Origin of the sequence: Rhodococcus sp. WAY2 (genome assembly GCF_009859915.1) — a bacterium.
GTDB lineage: Bacteria > Actinomycetota > Actinomycetes > Mycobacteriales > Mycobacteriaceae > Rhodococcus_F > Rhodococcus_F oxybenzonivorans.
The window spans coordinates 2,256,971-2,276,586 of record NZ_CP046572.1; the positions used below are offsets into that span (position 1 = coordinate 2,256,971).

The following is a 19,616-nucleotide window of genomic DNA, read 5'->3' on the forward strand; positions in this document are numbered from 1 at the left end:
AAAAGATGACTCTCACCGTCGAACGTACCGATACTGCGCTGCCCGAGAAGGCTGGTGTCTTCGGACGCACCGACTTTCCCGCCGACTCGGCGCATGAGCAGGTCACGTTCTTCCAGGATCCCGCCACCGGTCTGAAGGCGATCGTCGCGATTCACGACACCACACTCGGACCTGCCCTCGGGGGCACGCGCTTCTACCCGTACGCCGACGAGGCCGCCGCGCTCGAGGACGTGCTGCGGCTGTCGCGGGGCATGACCTACAAGTCGGCGATCGCCGGAGTAGACCTCGGTGGCGGCAAGGCCGTCATCATCGGCGACCCGGCCACCGGCAAGTCGGAAGCGCTGCTCGAGGCGTACGCCCGCTTCGTCCAGACCCTCGGCGGCCGGTACATCACCGCCGGTGACGTGGGAACCAACTCCGACGACCTCGACGTCATGGGCCGCGCCACCGACTACGTCGTCGGCCGCAACACGTCCGCCGGCGGATCCGGCGACAGCGCGCCGATGACCGCGCTCGGTGTCTTCCAGGCCATGAAGGCCGGCGCCCAGGCCACGTGGGGGACCCCCAGCCTCGCCGGGCGCACCATCGGCGTCGAGGGCACCGGCAAGGTCGGCTACCAGCTGATCAAGCTGCTGCTCGCCGACGGCGCATCCGTGGTCGCCACCGACGTCAACGCCGCCGCCCTCGACCGGGTAGTCCGCGACTTCCCCGAGGTGAAGGTGGCGTCGAGCGTCATCGATCAGGAACTCGACGTCTACGCGCCGTGCGCGATGGGCGCCACCCTGACCGACACCTCCGTCGCCGCGATCACCGCCGAGGTGATCTGCGGTGCCGCCAACAACCAGCTCGCCCACCCCGCGGTCGAACACGACCTCGGCGAACGCGGCATCACCTGGGTCCCCGACTACGTCGCCAACGGCGGCGGCATCATCCAGGTGGCCGGTGAACGCATCGGCACCCCGGCAACCGACGTCCGCGCGCAGGTCGAGAAGATCTTCGACACCGTCGTAGAGATCCTCGACACGGCCCGACGGAACGGCATCCTCGCCGGCGCCGCAGCCGACGCCGTCGCCGAGGCCCGCATCGCTGCAGCCAGGTAGGCGGCTCCGCCGCCCGTGCGCCTTTCTGGTTGCTCCAGCTACCAAAAAGGGGCTCTACTGACTCATTCGTGGGTGGATTCGGCCGGGTAATTGTGGGCGGGCGCCCCCGAGGCTGAGCATCGCGAGTGCGATGACGGCCTCGGGGGTGTGGAACCCGAATCCGCGGCGGGTGATGAGGCGAATCTTGGTATTGACCGATTCGATCCGACCGTTCGAGAGCCCGTGCTCGATGGCGGCGAGGATCGCGGGTCTGTGGACGAGGATGCTTTTCTGCAACGCGACGAACGCCGGGATCCGGCACCGCCGGGCCCAGTCGATCCAGCGGTCGAGTTCGGCAGCGGCCTGCTCGACCGGGAGCTGGAAGATCAACCGCAAACTCTCCTTGAGCCGGTAGCCGCGGTGCAGGACCGGATCGTGGAGTTCGATCCACCGCAGCACCGCCTGCTGCTGCGCGGTGAGGGCGTCCGGGTTCTTCAGCAACGCCCACCGGCTGCGTTTGACCGACCGAGCCGGGCCGGCCTTCGGGCGACGCCGCGGTTTCCACCCACCGCCGCGGGAGGCGTTCTCGGTGGACCGTGCCCGGTTCCACGCCGCCCGCCGCACCGTGTCGAGGGCCTCGGTGGCCCAGGCGACCACATGGAACGGATCCGCGCAGCGCACCGCATCCGGGCAGAACCGGGTCACCACCGACCCGATCCATCCGGCCGCGTCCGAGGTGACGTGGGTGATCTTCGCGCACCGTTCGGGCCCGAGCAGGTCGAAGAACCCGGACAGGGTCGCCGCGTCACGGCCCGGGGCCGCCCACACCAGCCGGCCGGAGTCGTGGTCGACGACGACCGTCAGATACTTGTGGCCCTTCTTGTACGAGATCTCGTCGATCCCGATCCGCCGCAGCCCCGCCAGCGGGTCCCGGGCGGGTGTGGTGTCGGCCCACACCCGGTCCACGATCGTCCCGACCGTGCGCCACGCGGTGCGCATCAACTCACACGTCGCGGCCTTCGAGGTATGGGTGGCGAGCCACGCCACCGTCTGGTCGAACGCGTAGGTGTGCCCGGCCCGGTGCCGGGCCCAGGGCACCGCGGCCACCGTGACTCCGTGTTCGCGGCAGCACACCCGCGGTGCGTCGGCCTCGACGAAGGTGCGGACCAGGCCGCAGTCCGGGCCGCGCCACCGCCGCCGACCGGTGCCACCGTCGTAACCGGGGCTCCGACGACCACACACCCCGCACCGGGACCGGGCCCGGGCCTGCGGCCGGACCGCGACGATCACCGCCCCGGCCGTGTCGTCGAAATCGACGCCCTCGATCACCGTCTTTTCGACACCCAACACCTGACGCCATATCCTGGCTTCGCGCACGCCGTTCCCCACATATGTAGCCGACTGACCCTAGACAAGCCAGAACGCTACTGGGACAACGGCGTGCGCCCTCACCCGCACCGAACTCCACCCACGATCACAGCAGTAGAGCCCAAAAAGGCGCACGGGCGCGAAGCGCCTATGGTGGTGCGATGGAAAACGAGTTCGTCCGCTGGACCGAGGACGGCACCGAGCATTCGGCGGTGTGGCGGTCTACCAGCGGTGCGAGGCCGCCGAAGAAGATCCGGGTGGCAGACGACACCATGACAGCCGACGAGGCCTACCGTCTCGCTTGCGAGGGGACGGCGCTGTTGTGGCGCGGCGACTTTCACAACGCCCGGCAACTGTCCGTCGCCGTCGCGAAGCGGACCGACCGCAAACCGCGGAAGGCCTCGGACGACCCCGCGACCGCCTTTCACCTGCACCGGCAGACGCAGTCGAGGCGGGCGGGCATTCTCGGCATGCTGCTGGTCCCGTTCGACGCCGATCAGTCCGTTCCGTTGCGACGGGCCCCCGACGTGCGGCAGGCCGTGCTGGAGGCGTACGGGCCGAGCGATCAGCCCACGGTCACCACTCTGCGCGACCTGCTCGGCGCGATCGGTGCCCACGAATGGCAGAAGAAGGGCGTCGACATTCCGGCCCTGGGCGCCCGAATCCACCCCGGGTACGGCGTGTTCTCCCCGATCCGCGGCGAATACGTCGACCTGGTAGCGGAAACCCCGCTGCCGTCGCTCGAGAAGGCATTCGACATCGGCACCGGAACGGGCGTGCTCGCGGCGGTACTCGCCCACCGCGGCGTAAAGAAAGTGTTTGCCACAGAGGTTGATTCGAATGCCCTCGCCTCCGCCCGGGCCAACCTGGAGCGACTCGGCTACTCGGACCGCGTGCAGCTGGTGGAGGCGGACTTGTTCCCTGAAGGTCGTGCGCCCCTGGTGGTGTGCAATCCGCCGTGGATCCCCGCGAAACCCACCTCGCCCATCGAGTACGCCATCTACGACCCCGACAGCGCGATGCTCCGCGGCTTTCTTGCGGGTCTGATCGAGCACCTCGAACCCGGGGGAGAGGGCTGGCTCGTGCTCTCCGACATTGCCGAGCATCTGGGACTGCGCAGCCGGGACCAACTTCTGGCCCTCTTCGACGAAGCCGGACTTACTGTCGCCGGACGCCGCGACGTGACACCGCGGCACGGAAAGGTTGCCGACCGCACCGACCCACTGCATGCCGCGCGCGCTCGGGAAGTGACGTCGCTGTGGCGGTTGGTGCCCTCGACGCGATAGTCCGGGACGTGGCGCACCGAGAAATACCCGTGCGCCATAGGGTGGTGAGTTGTGCCGCCGCCTTATCCTTCTTCGCCTACCCGCTTCCAGGGTGTGTTTCCTCGGGCACGGGCGTTGCCGCCGCCGGTGAAATTGCTGTTGTCGTCGATGGTCTTGTTCAACGTCGGCTTCTATCTGGTGGTCCCGTTTCTCGCCGTCCACCTGTCCGACGACCTGGGCTTCGCGGGTTGGGCCGTCGGGCTCGTCCTCGGTCTGCGGATGTTCAGCCAGCAGGGCATGTTCTTTCTGGGCGGCAGCGTGGCCGATCGGTTCGGCGTCCGCCCGGCCGTGCTCGTGGGGATCGCGATTCGGGTGGTCGGCTTCCTGGTGCTCGGGTTTTCGGACACGATGATCGCGGTGGTTGTGGGCGTGCTGCTGATCGGTGTCGCCGCCGCCCTGTTCGCCCCGGCCGTCGAGTCGGCCAATGCCGTGTACGGCAGAAAGCTGCAAGAGCAGGGCGTCATGCGGCGCACGGATCTCTTCGCGATGGAACAGATGTGCAGCCGCACCGGGACGGTGATCGGCCCCGCCCTGGGGGCGGTGTTATTGGCCTTCCCGTTCTCGTGGACCGCGGTCACGGCGGCGATGCTGTTCGCGGCGATGTGGGTGGGTTTCTATCGTTGGCTGCCCGCCGACGACGACGCCGCCGTGGCAGTGCGGGAGGCAACCACGCTGCGGTTGGTGTGGCGAAGTGTGCTGACCAACAAGAGCTTTCTGGTGTTCGCCGCGCTGTGCAGCTTCCAGTTGCTGGCCTACAGCCAGCTGTATTTGATGTTGCCGGACCAACTCGAGCGGGGGCTCGGCTCGCAGGCCGCCCTCGGCTGGTTCTACGTCGGAGCCGCCGTGTTCGTGATCGTCGGTCAGACTCCGACGGTGGCCTGTGCCCACCGCATCGGGCACCGGGCGGCAATCCTCGGCGGGCTGACCCTGATCGCCGTGTCATTCCTCGCTCCGGTGGCCGGCGCCGGGCAGGCAGCTACGCCGCTGGTCCAGATCGTCCTGTTGGCAGTGTGGGTGGTCGTACTGCACCTGGGTCAGATGCTGATGATTCCTCCGATGCGCGACACGATCGGCGCCCTCGCCGGCGAGGCCAACCTGGGTGCGCACTTCGGGATGCTCAACACGATCGGCGGGGTGCTCTGCCTGCTCGGGTCGCTGGCGGTGGGGGCGATCTTCGACCTCGTCGATCTCGGTCGTGTCCCAGCGGCCACCTCCTGGGTGGCGGTGTCCGCTGCCGTGTTCGCCGCCACCGCCGCCCTCGCCGTGTGGAAGGCCCGCGCCGGAGCCGTGCGCGCGATTATGCCCCGACGGGTGTCCGGTTGATCCTGTCGACGAACTGGTCGAGAACGAACGGGATGGTCAACGGGTTCGGCATCGACACGGCATCGCTCACGACGGGATCGAGTCCGACGAGCCCACCGGATCGCACGACCTCGAGATTGGTGAACGCCGGCAGGGACGTGAGTCGCTCGCGGGCCGCGTCGTAGTTGTCGACGAGCAGCACATCGCCGTCCAAGAGGTCGAGGTTTTCGGGGGAGACGTCAAAGTAGAGCGCGTTGTCGAAGCGGGTGCTCAATGCGGCGGGCAGCACGAAACCGAGCTGGGTGAGCAGCTGGCTGCGAGCAGCGGAGGGGCTGAAGGCACGCAGCGACCCGTCACCACGGACCGTCACCAGGACGGCCGACTTGCCGGCGAAGTGAGGGTTGGCGGTGCGCGCGCGAACGACGGCTTCCTCCACCTCACGGACCTGCTCGGCGGCGCGTTCGGGCAGCCCGACCGCGGCACCGATCCGCTGGGTCACCTCCTGCCACGGCAGCACCCAGTCGGTCTGATCGGCCGCATGGAGCACGGTCGGGGCGATAGCGCTGAGCTGCTGATACGTGCTCTCGTTGATCGCGTTGTTCACCGCCACGATGAGGTCGGGAGTCGATGCGGCAATCGTTTCGACGTCGAATGAGCTGGTGGCGTTGGCCAGCGCTATCGGGTCGGCCCCGCCCAGGCTCGCGTCGGCCCACTGGCCGATACCGTCGTCGACAGAACCCTTCCAGACCGGAACGAGGACGGGAATCACGCCGAGGGAGAGCAGGACGTCGGCGTCACCGATGCCGACAGCAGCGACCCGTGTCGGTGCCTGGGTGAGGGTCGTGGATCCGTGCACGTGGTCGATGGTGACCGGAAAGGCCCCCGGCTCTGCGCCAGAGGCGTTTTCACCGGCTGCGGCGGGTGACGAGTCGCTGTCCGAGCCGCATGCTGACACGGCAAGACCTGCGACGGTCGCGAACGTCAGGGACAACACGGCACGTCGACTGAGGGTGGGAGGCATGAGGCAGGGTCCTTTCGAGCACTTTGGGTACCCTAATATAGGCGACGGGCCGGGCGGCCGGTTGGGCGAGCACTCGGGCCCCGATGGCGACGGGTGCGGGCTGGGGACAGCACAGTGCGCCGTCACGGTAGTCGGAACTACCACAACGGCGCACTGGTAAGGGTCAGCGCTTCTTGACGTGCGAGACGATCTCTGGATCGACCTGCCCGTTCGACTTCGACTTCTTGTCGGCGCGCTTTTCTTTCAACGACTTACCGGACTTCTTGGACATGGAATTGCGGGGCGATTTGTCGGCCATGGACTCATCCCTGAACAGCGGAACCTGGACGGCGCCGATAGTGCCGACACTACGCCACATTTCGCGTAGACCGGACCAATCACAGAAGAGGGCCGTCAGGACGACGGGTCGTCGAAAAGGGTCTGCTCTTCCGGGTTGTTGAACAGCCCCATCTGCTCCGGCCGGGGCTTCGTTTCGGAAGCTGGATGAGGGGGCGGAAGGACGATCGTGCGCAGCGCGTCACGCAGATCCCCGACTACCCGCTCCCAGCCGTCGGCATGCGAATCGGACGTCTCGGCCATCGCCGTCTCGGCGTGCTGACGGAATTCGTCGGCGTCCCGGCGGAGCTGCGCGACCCACTCGGTGCCGGTGTTGAGCAGCGACACGATGAGGTCGCGGTCGTGACCGCAGACGTCGGCGACGACCGCGGCATCGGTACCGCCGTCGCCCTCGGGGTCGAGGTGGAACAACGTGAGCAGTTCGTTGGGCAGTTCGGCGGCCGTCATGCGGCTTTCGACGATGATGGCCGGCTCCTCGTCGGGGTCGTCGTCCCGGCGGAAGAACAGCTGTCCGCCGAACCGCGCCGCGAAGTCGCCGTCGACGGTCCTCAGGAAGTCGGAGAACACCTTGCAGCTGTCGGTGAGGTGCTGCGGGACGAACGGATTGCCCGACACCTCGAGGAACGCCGACAACCGGTCGTCCACCAGCACGAACTTGATCCGCGACCACGTCCGGTTGAGGTCCGCGGTGACCTCGGCTGCCCGGGTGCGGTCGCTGATGTCGTGGATGAGCGGCGCGAAGAGCTGCACATCCACCGAGTCGGCGAGCGGGCCGATGAACAGGATGGTGTTGCCGACCCGAATCGGAACGTCGCCGTCGGGGTCCCGCTCGGGTAGCAGGCCGAGCATCGGGACCAGGGACAGCGTGATCAGCTCGTGGAGATGCTCCGCGTCGCGTGGGACGACTGCTGCGGCGGGATCGAGCTGGGTGACCAGGGGCGGACGCACGGCGACGGGATCGAATGCCGCGGCCGGGTCGGTGCTGGATGTTTCGGTGCTCAGGAACGCCGGATGCGTCACTCCCCACACGTCCCGGAACGCGGCGACGGTCATCGCGGCGAGCTGATCGGACCACGACCGCTTCTTGTCGACGAAGAACGCGGGCGACCCGTCGTCCGCCTCGTCGTCCGGACCGCGGGTCGGTCGATTCCAGCCCAACTCGGTGAGGTAGTGCTGTTCGGCGTCCGACAACATGCGGTCGGGGTGCAGATAGTGGTTGGACGGCACCTCGCAGCGCACCGTGTCGCCGTCCCAGGCGACGAATTGGATGCAGGGCATCAGTCCACGAGATTCGTCGAGCTCCTCGAAGCCCGATTCGAGTACCAGAAGGTCCTCGTCGTGCATCGCTGCCAGGTAGTCGGCGAGGCGACGCTGGAACTCGGCCCAATCGCGATTTACGCTGACGTCCAGATCGAAGTCCTGCATGTCTGCTCCGTCCGGCTCGGCCACGGGTCACCTACTTTCGCCCTACACGGTAGTCGCGAACGCCGACACCGCAGCGCGGGAGGGGACGAAACGCTCAGACGGGGTGCCCGGCGTCGATACGTCCGGTCAGCCGGTCGACTGCGGCGAGGAGGTCCCAGGACGTGCCCGGCTCCACCGCCACCGTCGTATCACCCCACACCAGGTAGCGACCGTCGCCGTCGATGTCGCGCCAGGCGAGACCGCCCACCGGTTGCGAGGAGTGCCGCCCACCCCGGATCACCGCGATGGTGCCCTGGCTCGTCGATGACTGCTCGAGCAGCTTCGTTACCGCACGGGACCGCACGGACCGCTCTGCTGGTCCGGTCATCTCGGCGCGGGTGACCACGGTGCCGGGGGCGTGGCCGGCGTTGACGTCCGGAAGCTGGGCAATCAACTGGCGGCCGAGGTCGTAGGGCTCGCAGCGGCGGAGCACCACTTCGGCGCCGGCATGCTGCTGGGCGGCGATCGCGTGCCCTCGGGCCGTCGCCCCGAGCAGTCGGATCGGGGTGTTGCTGCCTTCGCCCAGACAACCCGAAATCTCGATCCGCAGTTCCGGCTCGGCGAGTACCACGAGCGCGGCCGCGAGGTGGTCGTGTTCGGGACCGGAGAATTCGTCCCTGACTCTGCTCTGCTCGGCTGCATACTCCGCGGCGTCGGCTTGTCGGCTCCCACCACGGAAGGGAAACGGGAGACGATCCTGTCCGGTCTTAGCCCACAGCGCCGGGAAATGCCCGACGCTCAACGTCCACTGCGTCACGCTCAGCGGCCGATCACAGCCGGGGACACGTGGGACAGTGGGCCGACGACCGGACTCCCCGGATCGATGTTCTCGAGATACGCGGGCTCCTCTGCGGGCGCCTGCTCACCGGTGCCCGTCGACTGAGACTTCGCAGCCGGCTTCTGGGCAGGCGCGGCTGCCGCCGCCTGGTGCGCGGCGACCACCCGGTGCGCGTACTGAGCGACCCCGCCGCCGACCGCGCCGGCCAGGGCCGCACCCGCCACGGACCCGGAGCCCGTTCCGGCGGGCGCATCGTGCTGTCGGGGTGCGTCGGTGACATCGTCGTGAGGGCTTTCACTTCGTCGGTGCTCGTTGCGGAAGTCCTCCGGGCGAGTGTCTTCTGCTACCTGTGGAGCGCTGGGAATCCCGTGTATTCCGTTGGGGCCGTAGTCGAATCCGACGGGCTGGCCAGCGGCGGCAGCGTGCGTCGAAGTGATCTCGGCTGCGTCGGGCGTTCGAGCATCCAGGGTGGGGAGCTGTGCGCCCGCAGTCTGGTATGCCGACGAGTAGACAGAGCCCATCGCCGCTTTCGCCGCGTCCTCCGCAGCCACGGATTCGGCTTCACCGCTCCAATTCCACGGCATCACCCGCGTCCAGTCGGTGGCGTACCCGACCGGTTCGCCGACAGCCGCCCGGACCGCTTCGGCCCCGGCAATCGCCTCCCGTAGCGCCGCCCCGACGTCGCGGAAGCCTTCACCCGCCGGGTGCGCGCCCACGACGTAGGAGTCGATTGCGGAGGCGGCAGCCCCGGCAGCGGGTCCCCGCCACCCGCTCGCGAGCGCACTACGGGTGGCGTCATGAAAAGCGGTGATCGAGTCCTGGAATCGGCGGCCGATCTCGTCCCAGGCGGCCGCCACCGCCTCGGACGTCGCCGGCGACATCGCCTCGACGGCGCCTCTGATCGCGCGGTGGTCCCACTGCTCCGACTGGAAGTTCTCGCCACTCGCCCGGTGGTCGTACTCGTCACTCATGTGAAGCCCTCCCATGCCGGCCACTCTCGGTCCCCGAATGGATCCCCCCGACCCGGCGGGAAGCCACCTTACAGGCGGCTCGACGCGTCACACCATCACGAATCTTCGCGACGGTCCGGCGACGTTCAGCGCTGCGGACGGGTGGTCACCGGCGGAATGGTGATCACCGGACGGGTCGTCGTGGTGGTAGTCGGGGCCGGTTGGGCGGGAATTCCCGCTGCGGCCCGTGCATCGGGCGCCTCGGTGGTCGTGATCACCGGCGCGCGCGTGACCGCGGGCTGGGTAACCGGGGGCTGAGTGACGGGCGCCCGGGCGACCGGAGGCTGGATGACGGGGGCAACGTTGACGGTGGGGCGAGGAACGATCGTCGCAACCGGGGCAGGAGGCAGGGGCGCCGCCGCGGGCGGCAACGTGGTGGTCGGGGCGGGCTCGGTGGTGACCGGGATCGCTCGCGGTGTGGTGAGGTCCGCCATCTGCCACGTCGGGGTCGGTGGCACAAAAACCTGGTAGGTCGCGGGCTCGGCGCTGTAAGCACCGGCGGCCTGCAATCCCTCCGAGGACAGCGGGGGCGGCGCCACATACGCATTACTGCTGTCGAACACCCCGCCCGCAGCGCCCACCATGATGCCCGAGACCGCGGATACAGCGGCAATCGCAAGTGCCCCGATCGCTACGGTTCTGTCGTCCATTCGCTACCTGTCGTCGGCGTCCAAATGCGTCCACCATAGAGGGTGGCCTGCTCGAACGCCGCACGTGTACGCCCGCCGAGAGCATCCGGAGGGTTCGCTCGATAGTTGCCGGGTTCGGCGCACGTTGACGAGAACTCTTGTTCGGTACAGCCCCCACGATCACGATCGATCGGTGTCCATATCGCTCCGACCGGGGGTAATGATGTCTCTACTCGACAAGTTCTTCCGCCGCACGTCGCTGTCCGCGCGAGCCGGGGTGGCTGTCGCTGCGTCCGCCATCCTCTTCGCGTCGTGACGGTTAACTCACCCGTGAGTACTTGTTAACAGCGGGGTGTGCAGAAGTGCTCACGGGTGTGGACTCACGGATGAAGCGGCCGATCTCCCGAATCGCCTTTCTGCCCTCGGGGAGCAGCCCCGCAGCGGCCTGGAAGACGTGCACCTGGCGTTCCCAGATCTGCAGTTCGCACGGGACGCCCGCCTGGGAGAGTCGTTGCGACATCAACTCCGCGTCGACGTACACCATTTCCTGCGAACCGGTCTGGATCAGCGCGGGCGGCATCGCAGCGAGGTCGCCGTCCACGGGGGAGGTGGACGGTTGGTGCCCGCCGCGGGTATCGAGGCGTTCGATGAGTGTCGACAGTGCGCCGACCGCGCGCCGGGGGAACACCGCGCACAGGTCGGCGTTGGGGTGCGCCAGCTTGTTGACCGGGTCCAGGTCGGTCAGCGGCGACAGCGCGACATCCGCGGCGGGGCGGGGAAGTCCCTGCCGTAATGCTTCGAGCGTCACCATGAATGTCAGGAAACCGCCCGCGGAGTCGCCGGCGATGACGATCCGATCGGCGGTGTAACCGTGCGCGAGGAGCCAGCGGTAGCCGTCGACCCCGTCGTCCACCGCCGCGCGGATCGGATTCTGCGGGATCATCCGGTAAGCCACGTTCAAGGTGGACGCCTGGGATTCGGTCGAGATACGGGACACCATCTGCCGGTGCGAATTGATTCCGCAGCACAGAAAGGCGCCGCCGTGCAGGTACAAGATGGCCCGGTTGCCGTTCTCGCCGGCGGGGCGGATCCATTCGGCGCGGCAGTGGGGAAGTCGGATCGGCCTCCGCTGGGTCCCGCGGACGGGGCCGAGGGAGTACCCGAGATAGTCGACCACCCCGGTGGGCCACGGCAGGTCGGGGTAGCGGGCCCAGCCGTCGAGGAACGGCCGGACGGTGCGCCGGAGGGTGTGCGCGAGGGCAGCGGACTGCACGCTCGTCCCCACGAAGTCGCGCCGGGTCAGCGGTAGCGGCGAGGGGCAGAACTCCGCAGCTGCAGTGCTCATGGCCTGCCTCCTTCGGTCCGCGGTCGTCCGGTGACGCCCGTGGTCGGAGTCACCGTTTTTGCGCCGCACGATCTATATCGGAGTTGTGCGCACGGACGCTACGCCCGACGTACCATCCACAGGAAAGTCGTAATGGGATAGTGACCGAGCGGGGGTGAACGTCCAGGTGGGGATAATGCCGGTTACCGATTCGATATTCCTGTTAGGCGAATCGAGGGAGCATCCGATGCATGTCGGGTCGCTCGAATTGTTTACTCCGCCCGATGATGCCGGGCCCGGCTACGTGAAGACGATGCTCGACACGATGCTGTCGCACACGACCGTCGACTCCACGTTCCGGAAGAAGCCGCAGGGTCCCGTCGGCAGCGTCGGCAACCTGTGGTGGGCGGACGAGGGCGACAACGTGGATCTCGAATACCACGTTCGGCATTCGGCGTTGCCGGCGCCGTGCCGGGTCCGGGAGCTGCTCACGCTCACCTCCCGGCTGCACGGCACGCTCCTCGACCGTCACCGCCCCTTGTGGGAGATGTATGTGATCGAGGGGCTCAGCGACGGACGGTTCGCGATCTACACCAAATTGCATCATTCGCTGATGGATGGCGTATCCGGGCTCCGGTTGCTGCAACGCACGCTGACCACGGACCCCACGGTGCGTGATGCCCCGCCGCCGTGGAACTTGCCGCGCGGGGAGAAGAAACCGGACAGCGGCGGTGGTCTGGACCTCCGTTCGGTGTTCGGCGGCCTCCGCCGAACGGTCGGTGAGGTGGCCGGTCTCGCCCCGGCTTCCCTGCGCATCGCCCGTACCGCGCTGGGGCAACACGATATGAAGTTCCCGTACGAGGCGCCCAGGACCATGCTGAACGTCCCGATCGGGGGCGCGCGGCGTTTCGCCGCCCAGTCGTGGCCGCTCGAGCGTGTCAACGCCGTGCGTAAGTCGGCGGGGGTGAGTGTCAACGACGTCGTGCTCGCCATGTGCGCCGGAGCATTGCGCCACTACCTGACCGAACAGGATGGATTGCCGGACGCGCCGCTCATCGCCATGGTTCCCGTCTCCTTGCGTGACGAGAAGAAGGTGGACGCCGGAGGCAACTCCGTGGGAGTCACGTTGTGCAATCTGGCGACAGACATCGAGGACCCGGCCGATCGGCTGTCGGCCATCTCGGCGTCCATGTCCCAGGGAAAAGAGTTGTTCAGCAGTCTCACCCCGATGCAGGCGCTGGCGTGGTCGGCGGTCAACATGTCGCCGATCGCCCTGACTCCGATTCCGGGCGTGGTGCGCCTCACGCCGCCGCCGTTCAATGTGATCATTTCCAACGTTCCAGGACCACCGAAAACGATGTACTTCAACGGATCCCGTCTCGACGGGCTTTATCCGACGTCGGTGGTGCTGGACGGGCAGGCCCTCAACATCACCCTTACCAACAACGGTGGCAATCTCGACTTCGGGGTGGTGGGATGCCGGCGATCGGTTCCGAGTTTGCAGCGGATCCTCATCCACCTCGAAACGGCGCTCGCGGAACTCGAGAAGGCCCTGGTGTGACGTGACGTTGCTCGAGCGGGGGCGCGGCGTGGTCAGCCTCGCCGCGACTCCTGCTCGACCAGCGCGCGCTTCGACTCCTCGTGCAAGACCTCGAGAAGTTCGTGTTCGACGTCCGCGAACTCCGGGGACGTCATCATCGACAGCTCCCGGGGGCGGGGCAGATCCACGGTCACCTCACGCCGGACGGTGGCCGGGCGTGCCGACAGGACGACCACCCGGTCCGACAAGTACACGGCTTCACGAATGTCGTGGGTGATCATCAACACCGTCCACCGATAGCGCTGCCACACCTCCTGCAACCAGGCCTGCATCTCGGTGCGGGTCAAGGAATCCAGGGCACCGAACGGTTCGTCGAGGAGGAGAACGGGGCGCTCCTGAACGACGGTGCGGAGCATCGCAGCGCGTTGCCGCATCCCGCCCGACAACTGGCTGGGTCGCGCGTCCTCGAACCCGGCGAGGCCGAACACGGGGAAGAGGGCGCGGGCGCGTTCGCGTGCGTCACGTCGGGGCATGCCCTGCACCTCGAGACCGAGGGTGGTGTTGTCGAGAACGGTGCGCCACGGGAACAGAAGGTCCTTCTGCGGCATGTAGGCACACTGTGCCGAACCGCCACCGGCCGCGGGCACCGGCGTGCCGCCGATCGTGACGGTGCCGGAGTCGGGTCGGTCGAGTCCGGCGAGCATCGCGAACGCTGTGCTCTTCCCGCACCCGCTCGGTCCGATGACCGACACGAACTCGCCCGGTTCGACGGTGAACGACACCGTGTCGAGTACGGGCCGGACGCCGCCGCGAACCGGGAAGGCCTTGGACAACCCGCACAGTTCGACCCGCGCGTCGTCAGTCATTACGGCCCCTCTCGGCGGCGATCCACGGCGCGACGGCACGTTCGACCGCGAAGGTGAGCAGGTAGAGGCTGACGCTGATCACCGCTGTCACGAGCACCGCGGCCAACACCAGGTCGGTCCGGAACGAGTTCTTCTGGGTGGCCATGTAAATGCCCAGACCCGAGGTTGCGCCGACGTATTCGGCGAACACCGCTCCCACGACGGCGTAGGTGATGCCGATCCGCAGGGCCGTGAAAAAGCGCGGAATTGCCGAGGGCAGTCGGACGTAGCGGAACTCCTGCCACCGGGACGCGCCCATGCTGCGCAGCAGTGATCCGGCCTCCCGATCGGCCGCCGCGAACCCTTCGATCAGGCCGATCGTCATCGGGAAGAAGGTGGCGAGCGCGATGACGAGAATCTTGGGCAGCAAGCCGAAGCCGAACCAGATGATCATCAGTGGTGCGATCGCGATGATGGGCAGTGTCTGCGACACCACGAACAGCGGCACGAACGCGCGCCGCAGCCATGGCGAGAAATCGACCAAAACCGCGAGCGCCCAGGCACACAGCAGAGACACCGCGAAGCCGATGATGGTGACCTGAAGGGTGGCGGAGGCATGTCCGGCGATGACGTCGCGGGCACGCCACCCCTGCGCGACCACACGGAGCGGCGACGGCAGCACCTGCGGACGGATTCCGCTGACACTGACATAAATCTGCCAGGCGACCACCAGCGCCACGACGACCACGAGCGCAGGGAGTCCCCGCCGCAGGACCGAGGACGTCCCCGGCCCCGCGGAGCGAGAACTCGTCTCAGGGTGTGTCGAGGTACTCATTGGTGAAATATGTCGACCAGTCGGGCTCGGCGGTCAGCGGCGCTCCGTCGGGTCCCGTCAGCAAGCCGTGTTCGAACAGGAAGCCCGAGTACCCTGCCCACTTCTCCGTGGTCTGTGTACCGACGGACCCGGCGGGATCTTTCATGTACTGCGACGAGAGCATCTGCTGGCTTTCCCGCACCAGCGACTCGTCCGGGAACGCACCGGGATTGGCGTCGATCAGCATCTGCGCGGCCTGATCGGGCTGGTCGGCCGCGAACTGGTAGCCCCGCTGCAGGGCCTGGACGAACTTCCGTGCCTCCTCGGGGTGCTCGGCCATCCATCCCTCGTTGCCCTCGATCACGAGTGCATACGCGTCGGGAAATCCGAAGTCCGTGTAGTGGAAGTACCGCATCGGCGTTCCCTGGTGCGCGGCCTCGATGCCTTCCCACGCGAAGAAGGACACGGTGAAGTCGGCGGTGCCGGAGTAGACCGCCTCGTACGCGGACGTGCCGAGGGTGACGGTGGTGAACTCACCCTTGCCGCCGTCGTTGCGGATGATCTGTTTCAGCGTCGCTTCGCCGTCGGGGTCGGCGAAGCCCGCGTAGATCTTGCCGTCCAAGTCCCGAGGACGGGTGATGTCGGGGCGGTCTGCCCTGACCGCGATGCCCGTGGCCCAGTGCTGCAGAGGTGCGAGCACGGACTTCGTCTGGGCACCCGCAGCCTTGGAGAACGTCGCCGAACTCTGGAAACTCACGCCGAACTCGGCATTGCCGGCGTCGACGAGCGTGTCAGGGGACGTGTCGTTGTACGGCAGAACCTCCACGTCGAGTCCGGCGTCGGCGAAATAGCCCTGTTCGAGGGCGACGAACAAACCGGTGTGATTGGTGTTCGGCGTCCAGTCGAGGGCGAATCTGATGGTGTCGTCCGACGACCCGTTGCCGGCGCACCCGGCCAGTACAGAGAGTGCGGACACGAGGACGACGGCTGCAGCGGCGGCGCGCTTGGTGCGCGCGAAGAACGTCACGACTTCGGCCACTTCTGCTCGTTCAGGGCGGTATCCCAGAACAGGAGTTCGTACCGGCTGGCGACGACGAACGCCTCGATCATGGCCTCACGCTGCGCTTCGGTGGCGGCATCGGCGGCAGCGTCCACCAGTTCGCGGGCGGTGGCCACGGCAGCGTGGAATTCTTCGGCATCGTAGGTGGTCACCCACTGCGCGTACGGATGCGACGGGTCCGCGGAGAGCACCTCGCGGGCGCTGGCGGCGAGTCGTCGTCCCACGTCGGCGTAGATCCAGAAGCAGGGCAGTACCGCAGCCGCGGCAACCGGATACGGCTCGGTGGCGGCGACGGCCGTCAGGTAGGAGACGTACCCGAGGCAGGCCTGCGAATGCTGCGGCTGAGCGTCCGACGCGGGCAACTTTCCGCCGCTCAGCAGATTCTGGTGCAGGCTGGCCTCGACGGTGGCTGCGGTGGCGGCGGAGTTGGCCCAGAATCCGGCCGCGACCGGGTCCGGAGCGTGCGCGGCCACCAGTGACAGCGCTTTCGCGTACCCGGTGAGGTACAGAAAGTCCTGTTCGATGTACGTGCGGAACACGTCCAGCGGAAGCGTGCCGTCACCGAGTCGGCGGAGAAATTCGAGCTCGTCGATCGCGTCCCGCAACACCGTGGTCCGGTCCCATAAGAGGTCCGTGAATCTGGTGTGCCGGCCCACGACGGCGGCATCATGGACAGAGCTGTTCACTACAATGACATCCCTTCGTCAGCATTACCTGAGCAGGTTCCCGGGTGTGATCTCAGCCCCGCCCGTGCGGAGCACCCCGTGTCAGAACAAGCCGACCCTAGCACCGCCCGCCGGGAGAGCGGAAAAGCCCCGTTCACCCGGACGCCCCTGCGCATCGTTGGTACCTTGGCCGGAGATTCCCGGTGAGGGGGTGTCAGTCGTGGAAGTCGAGAAGTCCGGCGACACGCTGGTCGTCCGCGCCCGCGACGGAGCGGTGTGCGGGCACGCCGACGGCGACGTCTACGCATGGAAGGGCATCCCGTTCGCGGCAGCCCCCGTCGGAGCGCTGCGCTTCCGGGCGCCGGCCCCCCCGTCCCCCTGGAACGGTGTGCGCGACTGCGCCGTCTTCGGGCCCATGGCGCCGCAGGGGCACGGCACCGCCGTGCCGATCGACGCGGGACTCGAGATGGACGAGGACTGCCTCTCGATCAATGTGTGGGCCCCGGAGCCGGACGGCACACCGCGGCCGGTGATGGTGTGGGTCCACGGGGGTGCGTACTGCCTGGGAACGGCGGCGCAGAGCATCTACGACGGGCGCATCCTGTCCACTGTCGGTGACCTGGTGGTGGTGTCGTTCAACTACCGGGTGGGTGCGCTCGGCTTCCTCGACCTGTCGTCGTTCTCCACGGCTGAGCACGTGTTCGAGACCAACATCGGACTACGCGATCAGGTCGCGGCACTGGCATGGGTGCGTGAGAACATTTCGGCCTTCGGCGGGGATCCGGACGAGGTCACAGTGTTCGGCGAATCGTCCGGCGCCGGATCGATCACCACACTGATGACCTGTCCGAGCGCGGAAGGACTGTTCCACCGTGCGATCGCGCAGAGCCCACCGGCCACCTCCGTCTACGGGAGCGAGCGCGCCGCCACGGTGGCCCGGCAATTCCTCGACATCCTCGGGCTGGCGCCGGAGGCATCCGCCACTCTCCTCCGCCTTCCGTACGACCAGATCATCGAAGCCAGCGACACGCTGGTCAACGAGGTGCCCACCAAGATTCCGGGCACACTTGCCATGGCGCCTGTCGTCGACCGCGATTTCCTGCCGCGGTACCCGGTGGCAGCATTCCAGAAGGGGTACTCCCACCGGATCCCGCTCATCATCGGTTCCAACAAGGACGAGTCCTCGCTCTTCAAGCTGATGAAGTCGCCGTTGCTGCCGGTCACGTCCGATTCGGTGCAGGAGATGCTCCGGGCCATCGCCGCCGATCATCCCGACCTCCCCGCCAACCGGCTCGCCGACATCCTGGCCGCCTACCCGGACCGCGCAAAATCTCGGGGTGCGCTGGCGATGTCCCGAGATGCCGCGTTCCGGATGCCCGCCCTGTGGGTGGCCGACGCACACAGTCGCCACTCACCGACGTGGATGTACCGGTTCGATGCAGCCACCCCGATCCTCAAGGCTGCGCGCATCGGGGCGGGGCATGCCACCGAGCTGCCGTACGTGTTCGGCAACTTCGGCACCCTGAACGTCGATCCCACGTTCTGGCTGGGCGGGCGGAAGACGGCAATGGAGGTGTCCGGCCGCGTCCAGCGCCGCTGGCTCGCGTTCGTGCGGCACGGCGTTCCGGCGGCGTTGGACGGGTCGAAACACTGGGCTCCCTACGACGAGAACACTCGCGCAACGCTGCTGATCGACAGCTCCGACACCCTTGTACAGGACCCGGACCGCGAGATGCGCCTGGCCTGGGGCAACGAGGTGATGGGCTTCAGCTGACGGTCGCCGGGGCGTCCAGTTCCTTCAGAACCGGAAACGCGCAACAGGCGATACCGAGGACGAGGACCGGGACGGCGAGCACGAAGAACGTCGGCTGAATGCCCCAGGCGTCGATCATCGGCCCGGCAAGCAGATAGCCCAGCGGACCGGCAGCGTACGCCGTGGACGTCATGACCCCCGTAATCCGTCCGCGCATGTGCTCGGGGCTACGAGTTTGCATGGCATAGTTGGCAATCGGGCCGACCGGCCCGAAGACGAGTCCCTGCAGCAAGGCCAGCGCGAGGATCGCCCACAGGGGCGGGAGAAACGCCATGGCCACCATGGCTGCGCCCAGGACGATCACCGCGACGAGCATGATCACCCGTTTGGACACGAAGGGGGAGAGCGGCCCGTACGCCAGGGCCCCCACGACTCCGCCGACGCTCAGTGCCATCAGCACCGAACCCAGCTGTGCGGGTTTGTCGAGTTCGGTGAAGTACACCGGGAACACGACGGACTCGACAGGCAGGTACAGCGCGACCACCGCCATGTCGACCAAGGCGATCGTGCGCAGAAGGCGGTTGTGCCACACGAACTTCAAACCCTCGACGGTGCCGCGCCAGAGTGAGGTCGGCGCCGACGAGGCGTCGGGCCGGCCGGCATTGTCGAGCCGGAGGAAGGTGATGGTGACGATGGACAAGACGAAGCCGAGGGCGGTCACCCACAATGTGTTCTCGGCCCCGACCGTGGCGATCAGGACCCCGCCGATACCCGGTCCGACCAGGTAGGCCACGTTGTAATTGGCTTCGTAGAGGCTGTTCATCCGGTCGAGCGACCACCCGGCCGACGTCGTGGCTGCAGGCAGCATCGATTCCCTCGCCGCGATGCCTGCCGGGTCGAACGCGGCGCCGACTGCCGCGAGGACGGCTATGACCAGGACCGATAGGCCCGCCGTGTTTGCCACGATCGGGATGGCGGCAGCCGAGAGTGCGGAGAGGCAATCGGAGATGATCGAGGTGCGGCGCCGACCGAACAGGTCGACGACGGTGCCCGCGAACAGACTCGACAACAGAAGGGGAAGAGTGGCCGCGCCGGCGACCACCGCGGCGTCGGAGGCGCGGCCGGTTCGCTCCAGCACCAACCACGGCAACACGACGATCGCGATACCGTTCCCGGTGGCGGAGAACAGGGTTGCCAGATTGAGCAGCACCAGAGGGCCGAGCCGGCGAGGCGCTGCCGTCTCGGTGGCGGTCACGGCTGAGTCCTCTGGTCGGAGCGGAAAGGTGTTTACTCGACGCTAACA

19 protein-coding genes and 1 riboswitch are annotated in these 19,616 nt (G+C 67.5%); of the genes, 6 read left to right on the plus strand and 13 right to left on the minus strand.

Annotation, left to right across the window (positions count from 1 at the left end):
- Positions 1-5 precede the first annotated feature (5 nt).
- Positions 6-1,100 carry a Glu/Leu/Phe/Val family dehydrogenase gene (locus tag GFS60_RS10500; RefSeq protein WP_159921036.1) on the plus strand — a complete coding sequence of 365 codons (1,095 nt, stop codon included), beginning with the start codon at positions 6-8 and terminating at the stop codon, positions 1,098-1,100.
- Between the two features lie 54 nt (positions 1,101-1,154).
- On the opposite strand, the gene GFS60_RS10505 is transcribed toward GFS60_RS10500, so the two are convergent.
- A complete protein-coding gene (locus GFS60_RS10505) occupies positions 1,155-2,456 on the minus strand; it encodes an ISL3 family transposase (RefSeq protein WP_159918917.1) in 1,302 nt (433 codons plus the stop codon).
- Positions 2,457-2,608: 152 nt separating this feature from the next.
- Here GFS60_RS10505 and GFS60_RS10510 point away from each other — a divergent pair, with 152 nt between their 5' ends.
- Positions 2,609-3,733 (plus strand): methyltransferase, encoded by a 1,125-nt coding sequence (locus tag GFS60_RS10510; protein WP_159921038.1) that lies wholly within the window; start codon positions 2,609-2,611, stop codon positions 3,731-3,733.
- Between the two features lie 51 nt (positions 3,734-3,784).
- Entirely contained in the window at positions 3,785-5,095 is a 1,311-nt protein-coding gene (locus GFS60_RS10515; protein WP_236603436.1) for an MFS transporter, read from the plus strand.
- Here the strand turns inward: GFS60_RS10515 and GFS60_RS10520 are convergent.
- The 6 genes from GFS60_RS10520 to GFS60_RS10540 form a co-directional block, all read right to left on the minus strand.
- Positions 5,070-6,095, minus strand: coding sequence for an ABC transporter substrate-binding protein (locus tag GFS60_RS10520; RefSeq protein WP_159921040.1), 1,026 nt, complete (start codon positions 6,093-6,095; stop codon positions 5,070-5,072). The genes GFS60_RS10515 and GFS60_RS10520 overlap by 26 nt on opposite strands.
- 163 nt (positions 6,096-6,258) lie before the next feature.
- Entirely contained in the window at positions 6,259-6,393 is a 135-nt protein-coding gene (locus GFS60_RS39925; protein ID WP_257792473.1) for a hypothetical protein, read from the minus strand.
- Between the two features lie 95 nt (positions 6,394-6,488).
- Positions 6,489-7,880, minus strand: a complete 1,392-nt coding sequence (locus GFS60_RS10525; RefSeq protein ID WP_159921042.1) for a T3SS (YopN, CesT) and YbjN peptide-binding chaperone 1 — start codon at positions 7,878-7,880, stop codon at positions 6,489-6,491.
- Positions 7,881-7,950: 70 nt separating this feature from the next.
- Positions 7,951-8,652, minus strand: a complete 702-nt coding sequence (locus tag GFS60_RS10530; protein ID WP_236603437.1) for an ESX secretion-associated protein EspG — start codon at positions 8,650-8,652, stop codon at positions 7,951-7,953.
- Positions 8,653-8,654: 2 nt separating this feature from the next.
- Positions 8,655-9,644, minus strand: coding sequence for a hypothetical protein (locus GFS60_RS10535; RefSeq protein ID WP_159921044.1), 990 nt, complete (start codon positions 9,642-9,644; stop codon positions 8,655-8,657).
- Positions 9,645-9,769: 125 nt separating this feature from the next.
- Positions 9,770-10,333, minus strand: a complete 564-nt coding sequence (locus GFS60_RS10540; RefSeq protein WP_159921046.1) for a hypothetical protein — start codon at positions 10,331-10,333, stop codon at positions 9,770-9,772.
- 172 nt (positions 10,334-10,505) lie between these two features.
- On the opposite strand from GFS60_RS10540, the gene GFS60_RS39930 reads away from it, so the two are divergent.
- On the plus strand, positions 10,506-10,628 hold the full coding sequence (locus GFS60_RS39930; RefSeq protein ID WP_257792474.1) for a hypothetical protein: 123 nt from the start codon (positions 10,506-10,508) through the stop codon (positions 10,626-10,628).
- A 3-nt stretch (positions 10,629-10,631) separates the two neighbouring features.
- Here GFS60_RS39930 and GFS60_RS10545 read toward each other — a convergent pair whose 3' ends face one another.
- On the minus strand, positions 10,632-11,657 hold the full coding sequence (locus tag GFS60_RS10545; RefSeq protein WP_109328548.1) for an alpha/beta hydrolase: 1,026 nt from the start codon (positions 11,655-11,657) through the stop codon (positions 10,632-10,634).
- A 175-nt stretch (positions 11,658-11,832) separates the two neighbouring features.
- Between GFS60_RS10545 and GFS60_RS10550 the strand changes: the two genes are divergently transcribed.
- The gene (locus GFS60_RS10550) at positions 11,833-13,197 is read left to right on the plus strand and encodes a WS/DGAT/MGAT family O-acyltransferase (protein WP_201453546.1); all 1,365 of its coding nucleotides are present in this window, start codon (positions 11,833-11,835) and stop codon (positions 13,195-13,197) included.
- Between the two features lie 32 nt (positions 13,198-13,229).
- Here GFS60_RS10550 and GFS60_RS10555 read toward each other — a convergent pair whose 3' ends face one another.
- From GFS60_RS10555 to GFS60_RS10570, 4 genes are all read right to left on the minus strand, one after another.
- Positions 13,230-14,042 carry an ABC transporter ATP-binding protein gene (locus GFS60_RS10555; protein WP_159921050.1) on the minus strand — a complete coding sequence of 271 codons (813 nt, stop codon included), beginning with the start codon at positions 14,040-14,042 and terminating at the stop codon, positions 13,230-13,232.
- Positions 14,035-14,856, minus strand: coding sequence for an ABC transporter permease (locus GFS60_RS10560; RefSeq protein ID WP_159921052.1), 822 nt, complete (start codon positions 14,854-14,856; stop codon positions 14,035-14,037). Before GFS60_RS10560 ends, GFS60_RS10555 begins: the two co-directional genes overlap by 8 nt.
- A complete protein-coding gene (locus tag GFS60_RS10565) occupies positions 14,834-15,862 on the minus strand; it encodes an ABC transporter substrate-binding protein (protein WP_159927060.1) in 1,029 nt (342 codons plus the stop codon). The genes GFS60_RS10560 and GFS60_RS10565 overlap by 23 nt, the downstream gene beginning before the upstream one ends.
- Positions 15,859-16,581, minus strand: a complete 723-nt coding sequence (locus GFS60_RS10570; RefSeq protein ID WP_159921054.1) for a TenA family protein — start codon at positions 16,579-16,581, stop codon at positions 15,859-15,861. The genes GFS60_RS10565 and GFS60_RS10570 overlap by 4 nt, the downstream gene beginning before the upstream one ends.
- Positions 16,575-16,670, minus strand: a riboswitch (TPP riboswitch). It overlaps the preceding gene by 7 nt.
- Positions 16,671-16,780: 110 nt before the next feature.
- On the opposite strand from GFS60_RS10570, the gene GFS60_RS10575 reads away from it, so the two are divergent.
- The gene (locus GFS60_RS10575) at positions 16,781-18,334 is read left to right on the plus strand and encodes a carboxylesterase/lipase family protein (protein ID WP_159927062.1); all 1,554 of its coding nucleotides are present in this window, start codon (positions 16,781-16,783) and stop codon (positions 18,332-18,334) included.
- Here the strand turns inward: GFS60_RS10575 and GFS60_RS10580 are convergent.
- Complete coding sequence (locus tag GFS60_RS10580) at positions 18,327-19,568, minus strand: MFS transporter (RefSeq protein WP_159921056.1); 1,242 nt, start codon at positions 19,566-19,568, stop codon at positions 18,327-18,329. The genes GFS60_RS10575 and GFS60_RS10580 overlap by 8 nt on opposite strands.
- Positions 19,569-19,616 lie beyond the last annotated feature (48 nt).